The sequence below is a fragment of the Isachenkonia alkalipeptolytica genome (genome assembly GCF_009910325.1).
Classification (GTDB): Bacteria; Bacillota; Clostridia; order Peptostreptococcales; family T1SED10-28; genus Isachenkonia; species Isachenkonia alkalipeptolytica.
In genome coordinates this window covers 30,434-51,991 of the sequence record NZ_SUMG01000003.1, presented here as the reverse complement: position 1 = coordinate 51,991, position 21,558 = coordinate 30,434, and the positions used below count along the sequence as shown (strand labels likewise).

23 protein-coding genes are annotated in these 21,558 nt (G+C 46.9%); all 23 read right to left on the bottom strand.

Annotated features, from left to right (window positions below; genetic code table 11):
- Positions 1–46 precede the first annotated feature (46 nt).
- The 23 genes from rseP to flhB all read right to left on the bottom strand — a co-directional run bounded on the left by rseP (position 47) and on the right by flhB (position 21,551).
- Complete coding sequence (rseP, locus tag ISALK_RS03740) at positions 47–1,054, bottom strand: RIP metalloprotease RseP (protein WP_371723477.1); 1,008 nt, start codon at positions 1,052–1,054, stop codon at positions 47–49.
- A 12-nt stretch (positions 1,055–1,066) separates the two neighbouring features.
- Positions 1,067–2,272 (bottom strand): 1-deoxy-D-xylulose-5-phosphate reductoisomerase, encoded by a 1,206-nt coding sequence (locus ISALK_RS03735; RefSeq protein WP_160719173.1) that lies wholly within the window; start codon positions 2,270–2,272, stop codon positions 1,067–1,069.
- A 113-nt stretch (positions 2,273–2,385) separates the two neighbouring features.
- Complete coding sequence (locus ISALK_RS03730) at positions 2,386–3,165, bottom strand: phosphatidate cytidylyltransferase (RefSeq protein WP_160719171.1); 780 nt, start codon at positions 3,163–3,165, stop codon at positions 2,386–2,388.
- 15 nt (positions 3,166–3,180) lie between these two features.
- Entirely contained in the window at positions 3,181–3,882 is a 702-nt protein-coding gene (gene uppS / locus ISALK_RS03725; protein ID WP_160719169.1) for an undecaprenyl pyrophosphate synthase, read from the bottom strand.
- Positions 3,883–3,942: 60 nt separating this feature from the next.
- Entirely contained in the window at positions 3,943–4,500 is a 558-nt protein-coding gene (gene frr, locus ISALK_RS03720; RefSeq protein ID WP_160719167.1) for a ribosome recycling factor, read from the bottom strand.
- Positions 4,501–4,514: 14 nt separating this feature from the next.
- Positions 4,515–5,222, bottom strand: coding sequence for a UMP kinase (gene pyrH, locus ISALK_RS03715; RefSeq protein WP_160719165.1), 708 nt, complete (start codon positions 5,220–5,222; stop codon positions 4,515–4,517).
- Positions 5,223–5,375: 153 nt separating this feature from the next.
- Positions 5,376–6,023, bottom strand: a complete 648-nt coding sequence (gene tsf, locus ISALK_RS03710) for a translation elongation factor Ts (protein ID WP_160719163.1) — start codon at positions 6,021–6,023, stop codon at positions 5,376–5,378.
- Between the two features lie 93 nt (positions 6,024–6,116).
- Positions 6,117–6,815 (bottom strand): 30S ribosomal protein S2, encoded by a 699-nt coding sequence (rpsB, locus tag ISALK_RS03705; protein WP_160719161.1) that lies wholly within the window; start codon positions 6,813–6,815, stop codon positions 6,117–6,119.
- A 155-nt stretch (positions 6,816–6,970) separates the two neighbouring features.
- On the bottom strand, positions 6,971–7,369 hold the full coding sequence (locus tag ISALK_RS03700) for a hypothetical protein (RefSeq protein ID WP_160719160.1): 399 nt from the start codon (positions 7,367–7,369) through the stop codon (positions 6,971–6,973).
- 2 nt (positions 7,370–7,371) lie between these two features.
- On the bottom strand, positions 7,372–7,857 hold the full coding sequence (locus tag ISALK_RS03695; RefSeq protein WP_160719158.1) for a DUF6115 domain-containing protein: 486 nt from the start codon (positions 7,855–7,857) through the stop codon (positions 7,372–7,374).
- Between the two features lie 24 nt (positions 7,858–7,881).
- Entirely contained in the window at positions 7,882–8,169 is a 288-nt protein-coding gene (locus ISALK_RS03690; protein WP_160719156.1) for a hypothetical protein, read from the bottom strand.
- A gap of 44 nt (positions 8,170–8,213) precedes the next feature.
- Positions 8,214–10,043 (bottom strand): FapA family protein, encoded by a 1,830-nt coding sequence (locus tag ISALK_RS03685; RefSeq protein ID WP_160719154.1) that lies wholly within the window; start codon positions 10,041–10,043, stop codon positions 8,214–8,216.
- Positions 10,044–10,076: 33 nt separating this feature from the next.
- Positions 10,077–10,799, bottom strand: a complete 723-nt coding sequence (locus tag ISALK_RS03680) for a FliA/WhiG family RNA polymerase sigma factor (protein WP_160719152.1) — start codon at positions 10,797–10,799, stop codon at positions 10,077–10,079.
- Between the two features lie 32 nt (positions 10,800–10,831).
- On the bottom strand, positions 10,832–11,320 hold the full coding sequence (locus ISALK_RS03675) for a chemotaxis protein CheD (protein WP_160719150.1): 489 nt from the start codon (positions 11,318–11,320) through the stop codon (positions 10,832–10,834).
- Between the two features lie 3 nt (positions 11,321–11,323).
- On the bottom strand, positions 11,324–11,941 hold the full coding sequence (locus ISALK_RS03670) for a chemotaxis protein CheC (RefSeq protein WP_245394406.1): 618 nt from the start codon (positions 11,939–11,941) through the stop codon (positions 11,324–11,326).
- Between the two features lie 12 nt (positions 11,942–11,953).
- Positions 11,954–12,400 carry a chemotaxis protein CheW gene (locus ISALK_RS03665; protein ID WP_160719148.1) on the bottom strand — a complete coding sequence of 149 codons (447 nt, stop codon included), beginning with the start codon at positions 12,398–12,400 and terminating at the stop codon, positions 11,954–11,956.
- Positions 12,400–14,484 (bottom strand): chemotaxis protein CheA, encoded by a 2,085-nt coding sequence (locus ISALK_RS03660; protein WP_160719146.1) that lies wholly within the window; start codon positions 14,482–14,484, stop codon positions 12,400–12,402. Before ISALK_RS03660 ends, ISALK_RS03665 begins: the two co-directional genes overlap by 1 nt.
- Positions 14,484–15,590, bottom strand: a complete 1,107-nt coding sequence (locus tag ISALK_RS03655; RefSeq protein ID WP_160719144.1) for a protein-glutamate methylesterase/protein-glutamine glutaminase — start codon at positions 15,588–15,590, stop codon at positions 14,484–14,486. The genes ISALK_RS03660 and ISALK_RS03655 overlap by 1 nt, the downstream gene beginning before the upstream one ends.
- Position 15,591: 1 nt before the next feature.
- Complete coding sequence (locus ISALK_RS03650) at positions 15,592–16,248, bottom strand: flagellar brake protein (protein ID WP_160719142.1); 657 nt, start codon at positions 16,246–16,248, stop codon at positions 15,592–15,594.
- Positions 16,249–16,292: 44 nt separating this feature from the next.
- Complete coding sequence (locus tag ISALK_RS03645; RefSeq protein ID WP_160719140.1) at positions 16,293–17,201, bottom strand: MinD/ParA family protein; 909 nt, start codon at positions 17,199–17,201, stop codon at positions 16,293–16,295.
- A complete protein-coding gene (gene flhF, locus ISALK_RS03640) occupies positions 17,201–18,421 on the bottom strand; it encodes a flagellar biosynthesis GTPase FlhF (RefSeq protein ID WP_160719138.1) in 1,221 nt (406 codons plus the stop codon). The genes ISALK_RS03645 and flhF overlap by 1 nt, the downstream gene beginning before the upstream one ends.
- Complete coding sequence (gene flhA, locus ISALK_RS03635) at positions 18,421–20,457, bottom strand: flagellar biosynthesis protein FlhA (RefSeq protein WP_160719136.1); 2,037 nt, start codon at positions 20,455–20,457, stop codon at positions 18,421–18,423. The genes flhF and flhA overlap by 1 nt, the downstream gene beginning before the upstream one ends.
- Positions 20,454–21,551, bottom strand: coding sequence for a flagellar biosynthesis protein FlhB (gene flhB / locus ISALK_RS03630; protein WP_201756833.1), 1,098 nt, complete (start codon positions 21,549–21,551; stop codon positions 20,454–20,456). The genes flhA and flhB overlap by 4 nt, the downstream gene beginning before the upstream one ends.
- Positions 21,552–21,558 lie beyond the last annotated feature (7 nt).

Genomic DNA, 21,558 nt, shown 5'->3' with positions numbered 1-21,558 from the left:
GATTCTTCCTGCCTTCTTTCTTAATCTATCCTTTCAAGGGGGATTGCTAAAACAGTCTAAGAATGTCCTGATAGGTCACCATCAGCATGATAAATATCAATAGACCGAAGCCTACTAAATGAACCATCCCTTCTTTTTCCGGATCGATGGGTTTACCCCGAACCGCCTCTAACAATAAAAACAGTATTCGACTGCCGTCGAGGGCGGGGATCGGTAACAGATTCATGATCCCGAGATTGATACTGATAAAGGCCGTCAGTAGGGCCACATTAATAAATCCGGCTCTCGTGGCGTCTCCCACCAGACTGACAATCCCCACGGGGCCTGCCACTTCCTGGGACACATCCGCTTCTCCGGTAAATATTCGGGTGAAGAAATTAAAAATCTCTACAACGATGGTTCGGGTTTCTCGAAAACTTCCCGCCACCGCAGCGCCCAGGGACTGCTCCACATCAAACTCCACACCGATGATCCGGCGGTTCAGTTCTTCATCCACTCGAACGCCCACGGTCTTTTCCAGGGTTTCCTCTCCCCGTTCTACCGTAACCTGTATCTGGTCCTCTTCGGAAAGATTGATATAGTTTTGCACCGCGCTGGGGGTTCTGGCGGTTTCCCCGTCGATGGCGATGATTTTATCCCCGGCTTCAATCCCGGCTTCATAGGCGGGAGCATCATCGGAAACCCCGGCAATATCCGTGGTGACCACGCCGATGGTATAAAAAATCCCGGTTAAAATAATAATCGCCAGTAAAAAATTCATAAAGGATCCTGCAATCAGCACGGCAATACGGCTGAGTATCGGTTTATTGCTGAAGCTTCTTTCGTCCTCGGAGGATTCGTCCTCTCCCTCCATTTTCACGTATCCGCCGATGGGAACCCCTCGCAGGGAGTAGTCGGTCTCTCCCTTTCTCTTTTGGAAAATCTTCGGTCCCATTCCCACGGAAAACTCTTGCACTTTGATGCCGACAGCCTTGGCCACGGTAAAGTGTCCCAGTTCATGGACAATTACCAGTAACCCAAGAACAATGGCGGCGGAAATTAGTGTAAATATCACAGTTACTCCTCCTTACAATAGGGTGTTGCTTACGTAATCACGTACCCAACGGTCCACTTCCAGGATTTCCTCCAAAGTGGTGTACTCAAAGGGCGTATGAGCCTCCATGGCCATCTTAATATATTTCGGTATATCATAAAAGGTGATTTTTTCCTGTAAATAGGCCTCTACCAATACCTCGTTGGCACCATTCAGTACCGCCGGCATGGTGCCTCCCGCTTCCAGGGCCTCATAGGCCAGTTTCAGGCAGGGAAAACGCCGGGTATCCGGTTCTTCAAAGGAGAGGTTTCTAATTTTGCTGAGACTTAGTTTTTCATAGTCCCCTTTGATTCTTTCCGGGTAGGAAAGGGCATACTGGATCGGCACCTTCATATCCGGCACCCCCAGCTCCGCAATCACGGAACTGTCCACATATTCCACCATGGAATGGATAATGCTTTCGGGATGCACCAAGGTTTCGATTTTTTCTTGGGGCACATCGAAAAGCCAGCGGGCTTCAATGACTTCCAAGCCTTTATTCATCATGGTTGCGGAATCGATGGAAATCTTTCGTCCCATAGCCCAGTTAGGATGCTTCAGCGCCTGACGATAGGTGGCTTTTTCAATTTCTTCCTTCTTCCAGGTGCGAAAGGGGCCTCCGGAAGCGGTTAGAATGATCTTTTCCAAACTTTCTTTTTTCTCTCCCTGTAAACACTGGAATACTGCGGAGTGCTCACTGTCGATGGGAGTGATTTGAATCCCTTTTTCTCTGGCTTTTTGCATCACCAGTTCCCCGGCTACCACCAGGGTTTCCTTATTGGCCAGGGCAATGTTTTTTCCGGCGTCGATGGCTTTTACGGTAGGTACCAGACCTGCACTGCCCACCACAGAGTTTACCAGTAAATCCACTTCTCCCGAGGTGGCAATGGCAACGAGGCCTTCGAGGCCCACTAAGACTTTCACACGGAAAAGAGGATAATTCGGATTGTCCTCCGGTGTTTTCGTTCTCGGCCCCCGGGCCTTCAGCTTAATAATCTCCTCTTTTAACAACTTCCCTCTATCCGGGTCAAAGACGGCCACCAACTTCGGCTGAAATTCCTGAATCTGTTCCTTTAAACGGCTGATATTTCCCATAACCGCCAGGGCCGATACACGGTAATCCCCGGGGTTTTTTCGAACCACTTCCAGGGTTTGTTCGCCGATGGATCCTGTAGACCCTAAAATACCTAGGTTTTTCATTTCCTCCATCCTTTCCATAGGGGACTTATTTTTTTGAATTATTATTCCTTCCGTCCCCATCCCTTACTTTCTATTATACCATTTATATAAAAACTTTTTTTACTGCTGCAGCCCTATCCTACAACCATGGTTATGTAATAATAAACCAGGGGGGCGGCAAAGATAATACTGTCAAAGCGGTCCAGCACCCCGCCGTGGCCGGGCATAATCTTCCCGAAATCCTTTATTCCTGTCCACCGCTTTACCATAGAAGCGCTGAGGTCTCCCATCTGGGCCACCGCCGATCCCAAGGCGCCCAGGATCATGAAAGAGAAAATCCCCTGAGGGAAAATAAAATAGGCGAATACCCCGCAGGCCGCCACGGTTCCCACAAGTCCTCCGATGGAGCCCTCAATGGTTTTTTTCGGACTTACCCGGGGACAGAGTTTATGTTTTCCCAGGAATCGGCCGGTAAAATAAGCGAAAGTGTCCGTGGCAAAGGCAATAATAAATACCAGCCAGATGATATGGGCGGGACTTTCCAAAAGATCCACCCGAATAATATAGCTCATCAGTATTGGAATATAAAGAATGCCGTACAGGGTCAACATCCCGTCCTGTACCGTATACTTTTCGTTCAACAGCAATGTTAAGGCCGTCAGAAGGAAGGCACCGTAAATTCCCTGGGTGGCCCAATCCTGTCCAAGGAACAAACTGAACACCAAAAAAACGGTAAAGGCATAACCGATTCCGTCCACGGGCTGAAAGCCTTTTTTAGAAAGGGCCTGATAAAACTCCCGAAGTCCTAAAATCATCACCAGGCCCAGGGCCGCCATCAACGGAGCGCCTCCCAGGGTTATTATCCCAATGAGTATGGGTATTCCAATAACTGCACTAATTATCCGAGTAATCATAAAGTTCCCCCAAAATTATATTTTACCAAATCGCCGATCCCGATTTTGGTATTCCTTCACAGCTTCTTTTAAATCCTCACCGGTAAAATCCGGCCATAGGGTTTCGGTAAATACCAGTTCCGTATAGGCCAGCTGCCATAATAAATAGTTACTCAGCCGCATTTCTCCGCTGGTGCGGATTAAAAGATCCGGGTCCGGCATATCCCCGGTGTCCAGATGTTTTTCGATCTCTTCCTCGGTAACCGAAAGGCCTTCCCGGTTCCCCCGCCGGTCCTGTTGAACAATTTCCTCCACCGCCCGGCGGATTTCATCCCGGGCGCCGTAATTCAAGGCGATATTGAAGTTCAACCCCGTGTTATTCCCGGTGAGCTCCTTGGCCTTTGCGATTTCTTTTTGAATTTTTTCATCAAAGGATTGAAGATTCCCGATGGTGGTGATCCGTACGTTTTTTTTATGAAGCGCCTTGGATTCACTTTTGATGTATTCCAATAAAAGCAACATCAGTGCTTTGATTTCAGCTTTAGGTCGAGCCCAGTTCTCTGTAGAAAAAGCGTATACCGTTAAATGTTTAATTCCGATTTCATCCGCCTTTTCCAGCACCGCCCGCAGGGCTTCCACCCCTTGACGATGTCCGGTTGCCCGCATTTTGTTTTGTTTTTCCGCCCAACGGCCGTTCCCATCCATAATGATGGCAATGTGTTTTGGCATTTCCTTCATAATTTCCCACCTTACTGTTTTAAACCCCCGTTAGGGGGTTTAATCATTATCCCGCGAATATTATACTTCTAAAATTTCCGCTTCTTTATGTTTGATCAGTTCATCAATTTTTTCAATGTACTCGTCGGTTATTTCCTGAACGGTTTCCAATCCGTCTTTTAGATCATCTTCGGTGATGTCTTTGTTTTTTTCCATCTTCTTCAGTTCATCATTGGCATTTCTTCTTTCGTTTCGAATGGCGACCTTGGCCTCTTCCGCCATTTTCTTTACCATTTTCACCAAATCTTTTCGGCGTTCTTCCGTTAATTGGGGGATGTTGATTCGAATGATTTTTCCGTCATTGCTGGGATTCAGTCCCAGATCCGCGCTGATGATGGCTTTTTCAATGGCCTGCAGAGCCGTGGCATCATAGGGCTGAACATTGATCAGCCGTGGCTCCGGTGCGGTTACAGATGCCAGTTGGTTTAGCGGAGTCATGGCTCCGTAATAATCCACTTTCACTTTGTCCAGCATTGAAGGATTCGCCCGCCCTGCCCGTACGGTGTTTAAGTCTTCTTTGAACACGTTTAAGGTCTTTTCCATGCTTTGTTTCATTTCCTTGTGTACTTTCAGTTCCATTTTTCTTTCCTCCCTTAATAAATGTAGGTACCGATCTTTTCTCCTAGGATGACCCGCTTAATACTGTTCGGTGCCTCAAGGCCAAACACTTTAATGGGAATGCTGTTGTCCATACATAGGGATGTTGCCGTGGTGTCCATCACCTTCAGTTCAAGATTCAGGATCTCCAAGTAACTTAAGGTGTCAAATTTCACAGCATCGGCATCCGTATTCGGATCCTTATCGTAGACCGCATCCACGTTTTTCGCCAGCAGAATGACTTCCGCTTCAATCTCGGCGGCCCGAAGGGCTGCCGTGGTGTCCGTGGTAAAGTAGGGATTTCCCGTACCGGCGGCGAAAATCACAATCCGCTGTTTCTCAAGATGGCGGATGGCCTTTCGTCGAATATAGGGTTCTGCAATTTGCCGCATTTCAATGGCGGTTTGCACCCGGCATATGGCTCCCAGGTTTTCCAGAGCGTCCTGCAGGGCCAAGGCATTGATTACGGTGGCGGTCATCCCCATATAGTCGGCGGTGGCCCGGTCCATGCCCTTGCCGCTTCGGCCTCTCCAGAAATTTCCGGCGCCCACGACTACGGCGATTTCCACGCCCATGTCTCCAACTTCTTTGACCTCCTTGGCAATTCGCTCTAAGGTATCGGTGTCTATTCCGAAACCCTTTTCCCCGGCCAGGGCCTCACCACTCAGTTTTAATAACACCCGCTTGTACACTGGCTTACTCATCAAACTCCCCCATTCTATTTATTTCGATATCACCCATGAAAATTCCTTTAAAATCTGATATTTTTCTATAACAATTCAAAAAAATTATATCTTAGTCTCAAACATAAATCAAGAGAACACTTTCGTGTTCCCTCGAAATTAATCACTATGGAATTATTTTTTGATCTGGTTGGCTACCTCTTCGGCAAAGTTTTCTTCCTTCTTTTCTAAACCTTCCCCTACTTCAAACCGTGCAAATCTACGGATGCTCAGGTTCTCACCGATCTTTGCAACCTTTTCGTTCAGCAGTTCTCCCACGGTTTTGTCCGGATCCTTGACAAAGGGCTGCTCCAGTAGACAAATTTCGTTGTAGTACTTGCTGATTCTTCCCTCAACCATTTTTTCAACGATTTTTTCCGGCTTTCCTTCCGCCAGGGCCTGCTTGGTCAAGAAGTCTTTTTCCTTTTCCACAACCTCTTCCGGTACCTCATCCTTTTTAACATACAGCGGATTTTCCGCCGCAATATGCATGGCAATATCCTTTACAAAGGTTTGGAACTCTTCGTTTTTCGCAACGAAGTCGGTCTCGGAGTTTACTTCCACTAATACGCCGATTCTTCCTCCGTGGATGTAGGATTCCACTAAACCTTCCGAAGCGATTCGTCCGGACTTTTTCGCCGCCTTGGAAAGACCCTTCTCCCGTAAGTACTCCACCGCTTTATCCATATCTCCATTGGTTTCCGTTAATGCTTTTTTACAATCCATCATTCCCGCAGCGGTTTTTTCCCGCAGTTCTTTTACCATTTTAGCACTGATACTCATTATAAAAAACCTCCCTTATAGTATTTAAGGTAAGGGTCAAAGGGAAGTTCCCTTATACCCTTACCTTTAGAGTTCGAAGCTATTTTATTTGATTTACTCTTCGATTTGTTCTCCCTGCTTACCTTCCAATACGGCGTTGGCCATGGTGGCGGTGAGAAGTTTTACGGCTCGGATGGCATCGTCGTTACCTGGAATAACATAATCGATGTCATCGGGGTCACAATTGGTGTCTACCACACCGATTACAGGGATTCCCAGTTTGTGGGCTTCCTTAATGGCGTTTCGCTCTTTCCGAGGGTCGATTACAAAGATGGCATCCGGTACTCCGTTGATGCCCTTAATTCCCCCTAGGAATTTTTCCAATCGTTCCATTTCATTTCGAAGTTGGGTAACCTCTTTCTTCGGCAGTACGTCGAAGGTTCCGTCTTCACTCATTTTTTCCAGTTCATGAAGTCGGTCAATTCGCTTTTTGATGGTTTTGTAGTTGGTCATCATTCCACCTAACCACCGTTGATTCACATAGAACATTTCGCATCGCTCGGCTTCCTTGGCGATGGCTTCCTGGGCCTGCTTCTTGGTTCCGACAAAAAGAATCTTCTTTCCCTCGGCAGAAAGGTCCCGTACTACATTATAAGCCTCTTCCACCAGTTTTACGGTTTTTTGCAGGTCGATAATGTAAATTCCGTTTCTTTCCGTGAAAATGTACTCCGCCATTTTCGGGTTCCATCTTCGGGTTTGGTGTCCAAAATGCACACCGGCTTCCAATAATTGTTTCATTGATATTACAGACATAGCTGCACCTCCTTAGTTTTTCCTCCACTTTATTCATCTTTTCCAAGGACTTAAAAGGTTTTAAGCACTCCTTGGAAAATCCTAAAGTGTGTGTTTTTATCACTAAAATATATTATCATACATCGGGGATTTAAGCAATAATTTTCTTTGATTAATTACCGGTTCCCAATCGCCTCAAGGATCTCTTCCGTGGAGGCATAAAGAGGGATTTCCCGAACCCCGGCATCCAACCCCTGATAGGTAAGCACCTCGTAAATTTCCTGCTTCTGCTGTTTCGAGGTGATCACCCCTTCGACCATTAAGTCGTAAAGAAATTCCTCAATGGAGGCATCCTCCGAAATCTCGAAGGCCACCACAGCTTCCCTTTCTTCTTTCTCACCGGATTCCCCTTCCGAAGGTTCTTCTTCTCCGACGATCCCTTCACCGGGGTCTTGAACTACTTCCCCGGTCTCCCGGGAGGCTCCATCCTGTAGCAGCAAGGACCAAAGACTTCCGCTTATGAAGATCCCCAGGGCCATGCCGATTAGAAGACCGGACCAGACTTTTCTTCCCATATTTAGTCACCTCTATTTTCCTGTTTCCCCAGTTTTATTACCATTTCCACTTCCCGAAGGCTTTTTCCCAGGCTACGGGCAATTTCTCCGGGCTCCATTCCCTCTTCATAGCGCTGAAGCACATCTTCATTCTTTTGTTGGAAGAGGCTCTGGTTTAATACCTGGTCAAAGGGCTGCTCTTTCCCGGGCTCTTGCCGTTTCCTATAGGAGTCTATCCGGTGATGGAGCTGTTTTTGTTCTTTTTTCAGTTGAATCATCTCTTCCTGAATATCTTCCAATTCCCGGGCCATACGGTATATCTTTTTGGCATTCAGGGCTTCCCTTCCCTGTTCTTCGGTTTTTAGGATTTCCTGTCCCCGTTCCGACCTGATCTCCCTGTCCTCTTTCCCTTTTTTAAACAGAAGGATCAGGGCCAGGGCAATTAATATCAGAATTAGACCCATCATCAGGATTTGCACCGTCAACATACTTTCATTTCCGTTTCCCACATCCTACACCTCATTCATTCTTCCTTAGATTCGTACATCCAGTTTGTTACCCCGTTTTTTATTCTTTGCTTCCTTTTTACGGGATTCTTTTTGTTCACTGTCCCGGGGATTTTTCTTCTCCCGCTTGATCTTTTGCCCCTTGGTTCCTTCCCCTTTTTGGATCCGGCTTTCCTCTTCCTTCTGCTTTTTAGCCTCTTCATTTTCCAGCATCTGATTGGTATTCATGGGCTTGTTCTGTTGGTTCTGTTTATTCTTCGCCTCATGTATAGAGTTTTGATACATCAGCTGCTTATCAATAGGTTTAACCGACATAGAATCCCTCCTTGACCTTCAATCCGGGTACCTGCTTCCGAAGCTTATTTTTCATAGGGTCCGATGACCACATCCCCCTCTTTTCGGTAAAGGGTGGCATTGGACATTTCCTCGTAAATGTGTCGTACACCGTTGAGGATCCGGACTTTTACTCCGGGATAAATCGTCGAGGAAACACTGACCTTACCCATATTTGCATTGGCGATTTTGAATCTGAGACTTTCAATTTCCTTTTCACTGTTCACTTTTTTATTGTTTAAAAACTCCATGGTTTTTAAAGATTTGATCAGCATCGTCTCTTTGTCCTCGGTAAGCTTTCCCATGCCTTCCAACTTCTTCAGGAGTTCAATGGTTTTGTTCAGATTTAAAATGTTTTTATCGATTTCCTCAAGGGTTTTTTCCAGGGCATCGAAGTACTCTTTATCCTCGGGATCAAGGCCCACTTCCACATTGGTAATGGTTCCCATATGAGATCCCATAACCTTTGCCCGGATCTCTTTTTGAGCTTTGATGCTGCCTCCCACGATCAGGCCCTTTTTTCCCCCTACGGTTATTGAGCCCTTGGCCTGAACGATACTGTGAAGGATGGCTTCCGCCTCGATGTTCCCCTTGGCTTTCAGCGTGGCGTTTTCAATGTACTTGGCGATGATATTCTCCCCTGTTAACACCGCCTGATTGTTTCCCTGAACCCCCCGGTTGAGGATGATATCTCCCCCGGCCTTTAGTTCCGAGCCTTCCACCACCCCTTGAACTTCAATGTCCTCCTCCGCATCAATATTGAAGCCCGCTTTCACATTTCCCCGGACCAGTACTTTTCCTTTAAAAGCAATGTTTCCCGTGGAGTTATCCACGTTTGCGGGAACTTCATAGACCTTTTTCACTTCCACTTTTCCGTCGATCAATTGTACCTGACCGGCCTGGGAGGCGTGTAAAAACCTTTCGTCTTCAGAGATTTCCGTGTTTTTCCCCTTGGGTAGCCTTGCTTCCCGGCCCTTTTCCGGCGGGATTTCTTCCCCGAAGATGTTTTTCCCCGGCCTTCCTTCCCCGGGAGGAATCAACTCCGCTAGGGCCGTACCGACTTCCACATTGTTGATGATGTTTAACTCCTTGAAGTTGATGGTTCCGCTGTCGGAAATCTTCGGTTTCGCTTTGGCCTCCACGTCCACCAGGTAACGGATTTCTCCGTCCTTCCCTTTCTTCGGCCGATCTCCCCCGGCAATTTGAAAAGGTTTATCGAATACCCGGTGGGCCAGAATTTTTTCAATTTGTTCCCGGTCAATGCCGTAGACAATTTTTTCCTGATGCAGCTTATCCATGACCTCTTCTACCGTTGGAACTTTTCCTCCATAGGGCTTTGTCAGGGTGATATTGGCTTCGAGACCTTCATTCCGGAGGGTAATCTCTACTTCACTGTCAATCAATACTTCCTCCTGGGCCGGGGCAATTTTCACCGGTTCCCCCAGGGTCGTTTCGTCTATTTCAAACAGGGTCTTACTATCCACATCCTGTACCTTCTTTTGGGAAAGATAGGTGATCAGCTCTTTTTTATCACTACCCAGGGTTTCCCGGTTTTTCAGGGTGGCGTATACCCCATCCTCCTCATAGGAGAGGACAAACCCCGTGGTTTCATCCGGTGTCCCGCCGTTGATTTTTTCCATCCCTTTTTCCTGCAGTTCTTTTGAACGTTCCAGGTTTTTTTCAATCGGTTCGTTTTTCTTGCTTACTTTAATGGTGACCGTCTTTTTAGTAAAAAGCCCTTTCTTTTCCTCCAGCAGTTCAATGTCCACTTCCTCTTTGCTTGCCTGTAACTCTGTTAAGGCTTTTTCTAGGGCCATGTCGTAGTGATTTTCTGTGATCGTTACCGATGCCTTCATTACACCACTCCTTTATTTAAGAATCCTAATCCCTCAGTCCAGTTGATTTTTCAAACGAATGATTGCCTTTGAATGAATTTGAGAAACCCTGGATTCGGAAATCCCGATGATTTCTCCGATCTCTTTATAGGTCAGTTCTTCATAATAATACAGGGAAATCACCTGTTTTTCCCGCTCCGGCAATCCTTCAATGCGATTGCGGAGGATTTCGTAGGTTTCCCCTTCTATGTAGATGTTTTCCGGAACTTCTTCTTCTTTTTTGGGAAGATCAAAAGTGGTTCCCTCTTCCAGTTTTTCTTCCAGGGATACTAAGTTAAAGCTGTTAATCTGGGTTAAAAGATCCTGGAGTTCCGCTTTGGAAATTTCCATGTGTTGACAAATTTCCTCCTCCGTGGCATGTCTTTTGTGTTTTTCCTCCAGTTCCTGATAGGCCCTTTCCAGTTTTTTGGCCTTTTGTCGAATGGAACGGGGAATCCAGTCCAGATTTCTTAGCTGATCGATCACCGCTCCCCTTACCCGAATTTGAGCATAGGTTCGAAATTTCACTTCCTTTTCCAAGTCGAATTTTTCAATGGCATCAATGAGCCCGAAAATCCCGTAGCTGACCAAATCATCATACTCCACATGACCGCCGTATTGGATACTCAGTCGACCCGCCACGATTTTTACAATGTCCACATGATGTTCAATCAGCTTTTCCCGGGCTTTCGGATCTTTTTTTTCCTTGTAATCCTTCCAAAGGCCTTTATGTTCCATAGATCTAAGCCTCCTAGCCTCAATCTGTTTTTTTAAATGGTTTGACTTCCATGGCCGATGGTTTTAATAAACAACCGGCCGTCGTCGCCGTAGAGCTCGATGGTTCTTCCATAACTTCCCCCTACATCCTTGGCGATGACGGGGATTTTTAAAGCCCCCAGTTTTTCTTCCGCGGCCAGGGCATTACGGTGTCCGATTTTCATAATGTCATTGCCCCCGTTGCCGAAGGTAAACATCTGGGCCCCTCCGGCGAGCTTCGCCCGGAAATTCTTGGGCTGCCCCCCCCTTTCCCTCATCGCCTCAATTAAGACATCAATGGCGGTGTCGGCAAATTTGGCTTTGTTGGCATTGTTTTTAATCTGTCGGCTGTCGGGAAGCATGATATGAGCCATCCCGGCGATTTTTTTCACCGGATCATACAGGGTGATGCCGACGCAGGATCCCAGGCCTAAGGTGGTGAGTACTCCTTGCTTATCCGTGGTCTGCAAATCCGCCATCCCCACTTTAATAATATTTCCCATAGGCTAATACACTCCCAGACTGTTTAAGATCTTTTCAAAGGAAGGCTCATCGGGAATTAAGAAAAATCGTGCCTCTACCAAGTCCTTTCCCTCTTTTAATTCCGTTTCAATAAAAAGCACTTTATCGCTGATATGGCTGAACTGGATCGCCGGCACACTCATCACTGCTCCCGCCATATCCACGGCTAAGGAAGGTACGGAATGGTGTATGTTGAAATTCGTCAAGGAAACCAAGGAGGCGATATAGGCCCCGGATAAAATGTTTCCCACTTCCCGAAGAGCGGAGCGGTCCATCTCGTCCAATTCACCATTTTCACTGCTCTTTCCCATTAACATGTTCGTCAGTAATTTGGATGAATCCAGATCCAGTAAAAACATGATGTTTCCCTGGATGTCTCCATGAACATTAAAGTAAATTCCCGCCACAATGTTCTCTTCCCCGCCCAGGACCTCGGCTACCTCCTGGATGTCGAGGATTTTCACCTTGGGCACGTCCATATCGATTTTTTTGCCCAGCATGCCCGCCAGGGCCGTGGCCGCATTGCCGGCACCGATATTTCCGATTTCCTTTAATACATCAATATGCTGTTGGTTTAAGCTTTCAATAGACATGGAAGCCATAAAACCCCTCCTTTAGGACAGCGTCTCACTGTCTTGGATTTGAAGCACCTTATAAAGATTTAAAAGAATAATCATCCGCTCGTCAATTTTTCCGATGCCCCGGATGTGTTCGTCCTGTACCGCCGCGTCTAAGCTGATGGTTTGATCGATGGCGCTGTTATTAATACTCAGCACTTCGGAGGAACTGTCCACGATCATACCTACGCTGATTTCCTCCAGTTCCAGAATAATGGTTCGGGTATCTTCGGCCTCATCAAGCTCGGAAAGATCAAAGCGTTTTCGCATATTAATAATGGGAACCACTTCCCCCCGGAGGTTGATCACCCCTTCCAGGTAGTCGGGAGCGTTGGGTACCCGGGTCATTTCCGTCATCTTTTCAATGGTTTTTACATATTCAATAGGGATGCCGTAGCTCTCCCCCTCCAGTTTGAAAATTACGTATTGTTGGGTCTGTGACATTATTTACCCTCCTTTCTGAAAAACGAGTTGGTATCCACAATTAAGGCTACGGTACCGTTGCCGAGAATCGTGGCCCCCGCAATGCCCTCGATATTGTTTAAGAACTTCCCGAGGGATTTAATGACAATCTCCTGCTGTCCGATTAAATCGTCCACAATGATTCCTGCGGTCTTGTCTCCTTTTCGAATAATCACCACGGTATGTTCCGGATCTTCAAATTCCTTTTCCACCGGCGGCACCCTTAAGAGTTCCGCAAGTTTTAAGATCGGCAGGGTGGCGTCCCGGTAAAGGGCTACTTTGTTCCCTTGAATGTCCCGAATCTTATCTTTATGGATGGTGGTGATTTCCTTGATGGTGTTTAAGGGAATGGCATATTTTTCCGCCTCCACTTTGACCAGTAAGGCCTGGATAATGGCCAGGGTCAGGGGTAGGCGAATAACGGACTTGCTTCCTATTCCCGGCTTTGAGGTGACCTCAATGTCTCCCCCTAAGGATTCGATCTTGGTTTTTACTACGTCTAGGCCGACCCCTCTTCCGGATAGGTCCGAGACCTGGTCTGCCGTTGAAAACCCGGGGGTGAATAAAAGATCCACCGCATCGCTGTCTTCCATCTGCTCTTTTTGCTGGGTTGTAATCAGCCCTTTATTAAAGGCTTTTTCCTTAACCTTTTCCACATCGATGCCTTTTCCGTCGTCTTCCACCTCAATCACCACGGTATTGCCGTCGGGATAGGCTTCCAGCCTTACGGTACCCTTAGCTTCCTTCCCGCTTTCCCGGCGAACCTCCGGTCCTTCAATCCCATGGTCAATGGAGTTTCGAATTAAATGAATTAAGGGATCTCCGATTTCGTCGATGACGGTACGGTCCACTTCCGTTTCTTTACCGGCCATATCCAGTTGAATATCTTTACTCAGATCCTTAGAAAGGTCCCGAACCATTCGGGGAAAACGGTTGAATACCCGCTCAATGGGAACCATGCGCACCTTCATCACCGCATCGTGAAGACTGGTGGTGATCCGCTCTAAATATTCCGTGGTTTCATTGACCTTTGCCGCATCCTGTTTTCCGTCGGCATCTTCCAGGCGGGTTTTAATAATAATCAGCTCGCTGACTAAGTTCATCAAATTATCCAGTCGATCAATATCCACCCGAACGGTTTTACCGGTTTTACCTTTATTCCCGTTTTCCTGTTTCTCCTTGGAAGCAGGGGTTTTCTCCACGGCAGGGTTCTCAGGGGTTTTTGGAGATGCAACCGGCAAATCTTCTCCTTCGGTCTCCGGTTTCTCCTCGGCGTCAACGCCTCCCTTTTGACCTCGCAACTCGGTGAAATCAATGCTTTTGATTTCCGAAATATCATCCACTTCTTTTTCTAAGAAATCCTGTTCTTCCTTGGAAATCAGCAGGACTTCAAAGGACAGATCAAAGTTTTCATCTTCAATATCTTCAATGGAAGGGTTGGAATAAACAATCTCACCCACCCGCTCCAGACGGTTGATGAAAATATAGGCTCTTGCGGATTTCAGCATGCATTTTTCATCCAGAGTGGTCTTAATAAAATAAGAAGAAAGACCTTCTTTCCTGGATTTCTCCGCCGCCTGGGCTACATGCTCCGGCAAAGCGATATTTCCTAAGGGATCCGGGGAAGAGGAATCCGGTTCCTGCTTAGATCCTGGGGCTGCCGGAGGGGTTTTTTCTGCTGTTTTTCCCAGTTTGATGTTTTCCAAACTCCGGATCAGGTCCTCGGACCGATTTTCCCCTTCCCTGCCTTCCTGCTCGATGTTGTTGATATAGCCCTCTAATTGATCAAAGCATTCAAATAGAATATCCACGATTTCCTCTGTGGTTTTCAGTTCATCGTTTCGGATTAAATCCAGAACATTCTCCATTTCATGGGTGAGTCCTGCAATGTTTTGATAACCCATGGTCCCGGACATCCCTTTGATGGTATGGGCAATACGAAACATCTCATTCAATAAATCCTTATCATATGTAAAACTCTCCAGCTTTAACAGGATTTCATTCATGCTTTGCAAATGCTCTTTGGTCTCTTCAATAAAAATGTCTAAATACTGATTCATGTCCATTACTTTTGCACCTCCAAGTGTTTTAAAACTTTTTTCGTAATTTCATCCAGGTCCGCCACTTCGTCGGCATCCCCTTGTTCCACCACGGTCTTGGGCATACCGTAAACCACAGAGGATTCTTCATTTTGGGCAATTACATGATTCTTCGTGGCCTTTTTCAATTCCTGTATTCCTTTGGCCCCGTCGGAACCCATGCCCGTCATAATCACAGAGATCACGTCTTGAATGTTTTCCTGACGAAGGGACTGAAATAAGGCATTTACCGAAGGACGATGGCCTGCTATGGGGGGATCCTCTCCCAGGTCTAAAAACAGCTGTCCTCGGGAATTTTTTTTAAGCCGAAGATGGGCCCCACCTTTGGCGATGTATCCATGTCCCGGTTGCAAAACTTCCCCCTGGACGGCTTCCTTCACGGTGATTTCCGATAGGGTGTTCAGTCGTTCCGCCAGGGATTTGGTGAAACCCGGAGGCATGTGCTGTACAATCACAAAACTGGCCTTGGTGTTTTTCGGGATCAGGGGAATCACTCGTTGAAGGGCTCTGGGGCCACCGGTGGATGTTCCTATAGCTACAATCCTCGGTGTCTCTGAACGGGGATCCAAGAAGCCTTTTTCCTTGGGGCTTTGGCTGATATCCACTAAACTTTTCCGAATGATTTTTAAATCCTTTTCACTTTGTACCCGCTGGGGCTTTTGAATGTTTTTCACCCCGGCTGCGGTTTTCAGTTTTTGGATAATTTCCTGACTCAGCTCTGAGAGATCCTTTAAATCCTGATGGGAAGGTTTTTTGGCAACGTCCACAGCCCCGTATTCCAGGGCTTTCATTGTGGCCTCGGTTCCCTGGGCGGTAAGGCTGCTAAACATCACCACGGGGGCCGGATGCTTTTCCATAATAATTTCCAAGGCTTCGATACCATTCAGTATGGGCATTTCCACATCCATGGTGACTACATCCGGACGGTGACGCTGAACTTTTTCAATGGCGTCCTTTCCGTTCCTTGCATAATCCACCACTTCGAAAATCGGGTCCCGGCTTAATATGTCCCGAATAATTTGGCGAATAAAGGCGGAATCATCCACAATCAACACTTTAATTGTATTTTCCATGTTATATCAATCCTTTTTTTCGTAGTTCCCGCTGTTTTTGAAAAATATAGCTTACAATGGTGTTTCGGTCTTTGTCGGATATACTGGTAAACTGAATCCCCACTTCATGGTTATTCTCCACGGGATCTTTGATACACCGGACAATCTCTCCCAGGACACTGATGGGGGCTTGATCGATGACCATATTTACTTCAACGGGATCCCGGGACTGAAATGCCTCCCGGGTAATGCATTTCAAACCGCCGCCGCTGATATCCTTGGTAACGCAGGGGATCTTGCGGTTGTTTTGAATATCCGTCACTGCGATATCCATGGTAATATCCAGTCGAAAGTAAAACCTTCGCTGGATTTTCTTCGCTTTTCCCCGGAGTTTAATACCGTAGATCAATATCGGTTCATCCTTACTTAATAATACTTCTCCACGAACCTTTAATATTCCTTTATCCTTGGTAAAAAAATAAATATGAATTTGTTCATTGATTTCTAACGCGTAATTTTTTCCATATTTCATCGGTTTGGAAATATGTACAATATCCCCTTGGATATCCATCACCTGACTTGTGATGCCCGTGGACTTCTCTTCCAGGTCCTTGGCGTTCCCCCGGATTTTCCCCACCTCTAGTTTATCACCGATACCTATGGTATCCAATATGGCCATTCCATCACCTCATTATATCCAAATTTAAAAATTTATCCTGCTCATTACTTAAACAGTCCGATGACCTTTTGGAAAAAACCCTGGTCCTCTTTGATTTCATCGGCCTCTTTAGACACTAACTTTCGGGCCGCCGCTTCGATGTCCTTGGCTGCATGACAGGCGGGAAACTGAACCGCAAAGGGATTTTGACTGTATACCGCCTTGACCACTGAGGGATCCTCTCGAACAAAGCCTAACAGTCCGATTTCCATTTGCAAAAATTCTTTGCCCACTCTTTGAAGCTTGTGGTAAACTTCCCGGCCCTCTTTTGAATCCTTTACCTTATTGATCAATAACTGAATCGATTTATCCCGGTCCTGATTTCCGATGGCTTTAATTACCGCATAGGCATCGGTTATGGATGTGGGCTCCGGGGTGCTGATGACTAAAACCTCCTGGGCAGCCAGTACAAAGGACAGTACCGACTTGGAAATCCCCGCCCCGGTATCAATTAGAATAAAGTCCGCATATCGGCTGATCTCGGAAAACCGTCGGGTTAACCCCTCCACCTTTTCCGGGGACATGTCCATCAGCCCCTCAATACCCGATGCTCCCGAAATGATCCCTATGCCTTCGGGACCTTCGGACATGACCTTCTCAATAGGAAGATCCCTCTCCATTAGATCCACTAAGGTATATTTCGGTATGCTTCCCAGAATCACGTCAATGTTCGCAAGTCCCAGGTCCGCATCAAATATGACAACCTTTTTTCCCGCCTTTGCCAGGGTGATGCCCAGGTTAATGGTGAAATTCGTCTTTCCCACGCCCCCTTTTCCGCTGGTTACCGCAACCACGCGGGAATCGATCCCGGGAGCCGGTGTTGGACTTTTTTCCTCATCTTTTTCCTTAGCTTCCTTCGGAAAATTTTTCCGAAGCTTAATCATCTCTCGAAGCTTCTGTGCTTGATCCCCCATCAGTCAACCTCCCTGGTAAACAGATGAATCAATTTTTCCACACTGGCGTTTTCAATATCATCGGGAACACTTTGCCCGTTGGTTAAGTATAGCACGGGTTTGTCATTTTCAATAGAGGAGTTTAAAATCCCTCCATAGGTTGTGGCTTCATCGGTTTTTGTGAAAATAATTTTATAGTTGTCAAGAAATTCGTAGTGTTTGGTGATCTCCCTTAGATCCTTAGTACTGGAGGTGGCACTGAGCACCAGATAAATATCCTTATCCTCCATAGCAAAAAGCAAATCCTCCAGTTCCTTAATCTGATCTTCATTCCGATGGCTTCGTCCCGCCGTGTCGATCAACACCAGGTCCCGGTCGGAAAAGCCTTCCAGGGTTTCGGTGATTTCTTTGGCTTCATAGACAATTTTTATGGGAATATTGAGGATCTCACTGTAGGTTTTCAGTTGCTCCACCGCTGCAATCCGGTAGGTATCCGCACTAACCAGTCCCAGTTTTTTTCCTTCTTCCAGGGCGTAACGGGCGGCCAGTTTGGCGATGGTTGTGGTTTTTCCCACCCCGGTGGGTCCCACAAATACCACGTTTTTGCTTTGGGGTTTGAAGTTTTTCATAATCACTTTTTCTTCCAGTTTATGCTTTAACACCTGTCGAATCTTTTGGTTTTGCTCTTCCTCAGTATCCTCGTCGGTGATGACCTCTTTTAGCTGCCGGATCAGATCGATGATGATTTCTTCCTGAACATCCTGGAGTTTCAGCTGTTTATATAAATCCAGCACCGGTTTTTGATGCACCCCCTGTAAAACTGCAGGGAAATTTCCCACAGGCTTTTCCTGAACCAGAGTGTTCAACAGTTTTTTCATATCCTGCAGCTCTTTGGAAAGCTCCTGGTAATCCTCCCCTTCTGAGGAGGTTTTTCTCGCCGCCGAAGGCCTTTTGTAAACCGCCGGGTTTTCCTCCCCTTCCTCTTCAGGGTTTTGCATCGCTTTTGCTACTTTGGTTTTTACCGGCACCGATCCCTTGCTTTTCATCGGTTCCGGCCGCTTACTTTTTACCTGCTCTTCCCGGGCGGCAACGATTTCCACCGAGGGGCTTTTGAAAAAACGCCAGATTCCCCGGGGAAGCACTTCCTTTTCATGAAGGATGATGGCATTGGCCCCCAGTTCCTGCTTTACTTTTTCCACAGCCTCTTCTGTTGTCTCTCCGTAAAACTTTTTAACTTTCATTATTGGTTCACCACCCCGATGGATTCGATTTCAAGACTTGGGTCCAGTTCATTATAGGAAAGCACTATTAAGTCTTGACTGAGCTGTTCTGTCAACCGTTTAAAATAGAGCCTGGCAATAGGGGCTGTGACCACGATGGGTTGTTCCCCTAAAGACATCAGCCGCTGAATCTGTTTTGCCAAATTATTCAGTACCGATTGGACAATATTGGGATCCATGGAAATGTAGGTTCCGCTCTCGGTCTGCTGCAGGGAGTCCATAATGGTCTGTTCCAGCCCCTTGTCCAAGGTAATGACCTTCGCCGGCTGATTGGTGATAAACTGCTTGGAAATCGCCCTACCAAGGCCTTGTCGCACATACTCCGTTAACATATCCGTGTCCCGGGTGATGTTAATATGGTCCGCCAGGGTCTCAAGGATCGTAACAAAGTTTCGAATGGAGACCCCTTCCTTTAACAGGTTGGCCAGCACTTTTTGAATTTCTCCCAGACTCATCTGGCTCGGTAGCAGTTCATCCACCAAGGCCGGGTGGGATTCTTTGACGTTGTCCACCAGCTTTTGGACGTCCTGTCGTCCCAGTAGTTCATGGGCGTGCTTTTTGATCACTTCCGTCAGGTGGGTGGCAATAATCGACGGAGGATCCACCACGGTGTATCCCAGCATTTCCGCATCCTCCCGAACCTCTTCTTTAATCCATTTTGCCGGCAGGCCGAAGGCGGGCTCCACGGTTTCCACCCCTTCAATGTCTCCGTCTACGGAGCCGGGGTTCATGGCCATGTAATGGTCGAACATGATATTCCCCGCGGTGATTTCCACCCCTTTGATTTTAATAATGTATTGATTGGGCTCTAACTGAATATTGTCCCGAAGCCGGATCATGGGGACAATCATTCCCAGCTCCAAGGCGCATTGCCGCCGGATCATGACCAGTCGGTCAAACAGGTCTCCCCCCTGTTCCTGATCCGCTAAGGGGAGAATCCCATAGCCGAATTCCAATTCGATAGGATCCACACTGAGGAGGGGCATCACGTTTTCCGGTTTCCGTTTTTCCTGGGCCTCTTCCTCGGTGGCTTCCACTTCCTTTTCTTCCGCTTGTACCGCTTCTTTTTTCCTGGACTGATATTTCATAATCCCCGCGGTAATAAAGGCGGCGGAAATCAGCAAAAAGGGAATGGTGGGCAAGGGGGTCATGGCTAGAAAGATCAATACGCCCCCGATGATCAACATACTTTTCGCCTGTTCAAACATCTGCTCAATCATGTCGGAGCCGAGATTTCCCTTGGATGCCGAGCGTGTAACCACAATACCGGTGGAAGTGGAAATCAGCAAGGCGGGAATTTGACTGGCCAGTCCGTCGCCCACGGTAAGAATCGTATAAACTTGGATGGACTCCTGAAAAGTGAAGTCGTTCATCACGATTCCGATAATAAAGCCGGCGCCGATATTGATCATGGTAATGACAATACTGGCAATGGCATCTCCCTTAACAAACTTACTGGCACCATCCATGGAACCGTAAAAATCCGCTTCCCTCTGAATTTTTTCTCTTCGCTCCTTGGCTTGATAATCATCGATTAACCCGGCGTTCAGGTCCGCGTCAATGGCCATTTGCTTTCCGGGCATGGCGTCCAGGGTAAACCGTGCGGCAACCTCCGCCACCCGCTCGGCTCCCTTGGTGATGACCAGGAACTGAATGATGACGATGATCAAAAACACAATAAATCCTACGATGGCATTTCCCTGGATCACAAAGTCCCCGAAACTCTCAATCAGATCCCCGGCCTGGGCCTCGGATAGAATATACCGGGTTGTGGTAATATTCAAGGCCAGACGGAACAGGGTGGCGATCAGGAGAATGGAGGGGAAAATGGAAAACTCCAAAGCCTCTTTGATATACATGGAAACCACTAGTATTAAAAGTCCCAGGGCAATATTAAAACTCAGCAGTACATCCAAGAGTCCTAAGGGGATGGGCATGATAATGATGATGACGATACCGATTACGGCCAGTACTACAAATATGTCTCCAAACTTCATGATAATCCCCCTTTAGTTTTTTTATTCAGCTTATACACATAAGCCAGCACTTCCGCCACACCCTGGTATAAGTCCGGCGGTACAAACTCACCGATGTTTACCATTTTATACAGGGTTCTTGCCAGATATTTATTTTCAACAATGGTGACATTGTGTTCATTCGCTCTTTTTTTGATGTTTTGGGCAATGATGTCCTGGCCCTTAGCCACCACTCGGGGGGCTTCAAAGGACTCGGCGTTATACTCAATGGCCACCGCAAAGTGGGTGGGATTGGTAATAACCACATCGGCCTTCGGTATTTCCTCCATCATCCGCTGCATGGACATTTGCCGCTGCTTTTCCCGGATTTTGGATTTGATCATGGGATTTCCGTCGATTTGCTTTCGCTCTTCCTTTACTTCCTTTTTTGTCATTTTTATCTGCTTCTCATGATCGTATTTCTGATAATAATAGTCGATAATTGCAAGGATTACCAGGGCTAAGGACGCTCGAATCCCGATATTCATGGTCAAGGAGCTGATGGTGGCCACAATTTCCGAGGTTTCCATGGTGATGGTGGAAAAAACCCGGGCGATCTCCCCGGAGGTGTAGTGAAAGACGATATAGCCGATCACAAAGATTTTGACAAAGGATTTAAACAGCTCTACCAGGGATTTCAGGGAGAAAATTCGTTTAAAACCCTCAAGGGGATTGAGTTTGCTCAGTTTTATGGCCAGGGTTTTTACGGTGAATAAGGGACCCACCTGAAAATAGCTGGCGGAAAACCCGATGATTACCGTGGCGAGAAACAATGGCCCCACCAGCATCAGCATCTGCAGCATGGCCATAATCACAAAGCGGTGGGCATTTTCAAAGGTAATCATTGTCCTTCCGTTCAGATACTGCTGAAAAAAATTAATGGTGAAATTTCTTGTCATAAAGCCGATATACCCGGAGGACAAGCCCAGTACCGAAAAGGCACCGATCAGTAAAAACGCGGAGTTCACCTCTTTGCTTTGATGGACCTGCCCTTTTTTCCGACTGTCCTGTTTCTTTTTCGGGGTGGCTTTCTCGGTTTTTTCTTCATTGAATAACTGAAGATCTATTCTTACCATAATTTCA

What these genes read in the sequence shown, in the direction of transcription:
- ISALK_RS03735 (WP_160719173.1), bottom strand. Translation starts at nt 2,272, where the DNA reads ATGAAAAACCTAGGTATTTTAGGGTCTACAGGATCCATCGGCGAACAA.
- ISALK_RS03730 (WP_160719171.1), bottom strand. Translation starts at nt 3,165, where the DNA reads ATGATTACTCGGATAATTAGTGCAGTTATTGGAATACCCATACTCATT.
- uppS (WP_160719169.1), bottom strand. Translation starts at nt 3,882, where the DNA reads ATGAAGGAAATGCCAAAACACATTGCCATCATTATGGATGGGAACGGC.
- frr (WP_160719167.1), bottom strand. Translation starts at nt 4,500, where the DNA reads ATGGAACTGAAAGTACACAAGGAAATGAAACAAAGCATGGAAAAGACC.
- pyrH (WP_160719165.1), bottom strand. Translation starts at nt 5,222, where the DNA reads ATGAGTAAGCCAGTGTACAAGCGGGTGTTATTAAAACTGAGTGGTGAG.
- tsf (WP_160719163.1), bottom strand. Translation starts at nt 6,023, where the DNA reads ATGAGTATCAGTGCTAAAATGGTAAAAGAACTGCGGGAAAAAACCGCT.
- rpsB (WP_160719161.1), bottom strand. Translation starts at nt 6,815, where the DNA reads ATGTCTGTAATATCAATGAAACAATTATTGGAAGCCGGTGTGCATTTT.
- ISALK_RS03700 (WP_160719160.1), bottom strand. Translation starts at nt 7,369, where the DNA reads ATGGGAAGAAAAGTCTGGTCCGGTCTTCTAATCGGCATGGCCCTGGGG.
- ISALK_RS03690 (WP_160719156.1), bottom strand. Translation starts at nt 8,169, where the DNA reads ATGTCGGTTAAACCTATTGATAAGCAGCTGATGTATCAAAACTCTATA.
- ISALK_RS03685 (WP_160719154.1), bottom strand. Translation starts at nt 10,043, where the DNA reads ATGAAGGCATCGGTAACGATCACAGAAAATCACTACGACATGGCCCTA.
- ISALK_RS03680 (WP_160719152.1), bottom strand. Translation starts at nt 10,799, where the DNA reads ATGGAACATAAAGGCCTTTGGAAGGATTACAAGGAAAAAAAAGATCCG.
- ISALK_RS03675 (WP_160719150.1), bottom strand. Translation starts at nt 11,320, where the DNA reads ATGGGAAATATTATTAAAGTGGGGATGGCGGATTTGCAGACCACGGAT.
- ISALK_RS03670 (WP_245394406.1), bottom strand. Translation starts at nt 11,941, where the DNA reads ATGGCTTCCATGTCTATTGAAAGCTTAAACCAACAGCATATTGATGTA.
- ISALK_RS03665 (WP_160719148.1), bottom strand. Translation starts at nt 12,400, where the DNA reads ATGTCACAGACCCAACAATACGTAATTTTCAAACTGGAGGGGGAGAGC.
- ISALK_RS03660 (WP_160719146.1), bottom strand. Translation starts at nt 14,484, where the DNA reads ATGGACATGAATCAGTATTTAGACATTTTTATTGAAGAGACCAAAGAG.
- ISALK_RS03655 (WP_160719144.1), bottom strand. Translation starts at nt 15,590, where the DNA reads ATGGAAAATACAATTAAAGTGTTGATTGTGGATGATTCCGCCTTTATT.
- ISALK_RS03650 (WP_160719142.1), bottom strand. Translation starts at nt 16,248, where the DNA reads ATGGCCATATTGGATACCATAGGTATCGGTGATAAACTAGAGGTGGGG.
- ISALK_RS03645 (WP_160719140.1), bottom strand. Translation starts at nt 17,201, where the DNA reads ATGGGGGATCAAGCACAGAAGCTTCGAGAGATGATTAAGCTTCGGAAA.
- flhF (WP_160719138.1), bottom strand. Translation starts at nt 18,421, where the DNA reads ATGAAAGTTAAAAAGTTTTACGGAGAGACAACAGAAGAGGCTGTGGAA.
- flhA (WP_160719136.1), bottom strand. Translation starts at nt 20,457, where the DNA reads ATGAAGTTTGGAGACATATTTGTAGTACTGGCCGTAATCGGTATCGTC.
- flhB (WP_201756833.1), bottom strand. Translation starts at nt 21,551, where the DNA reads ATGGTAAGAATAGATCTTCAGTTATTCAATGAAGAAAAAACCGAGAAA.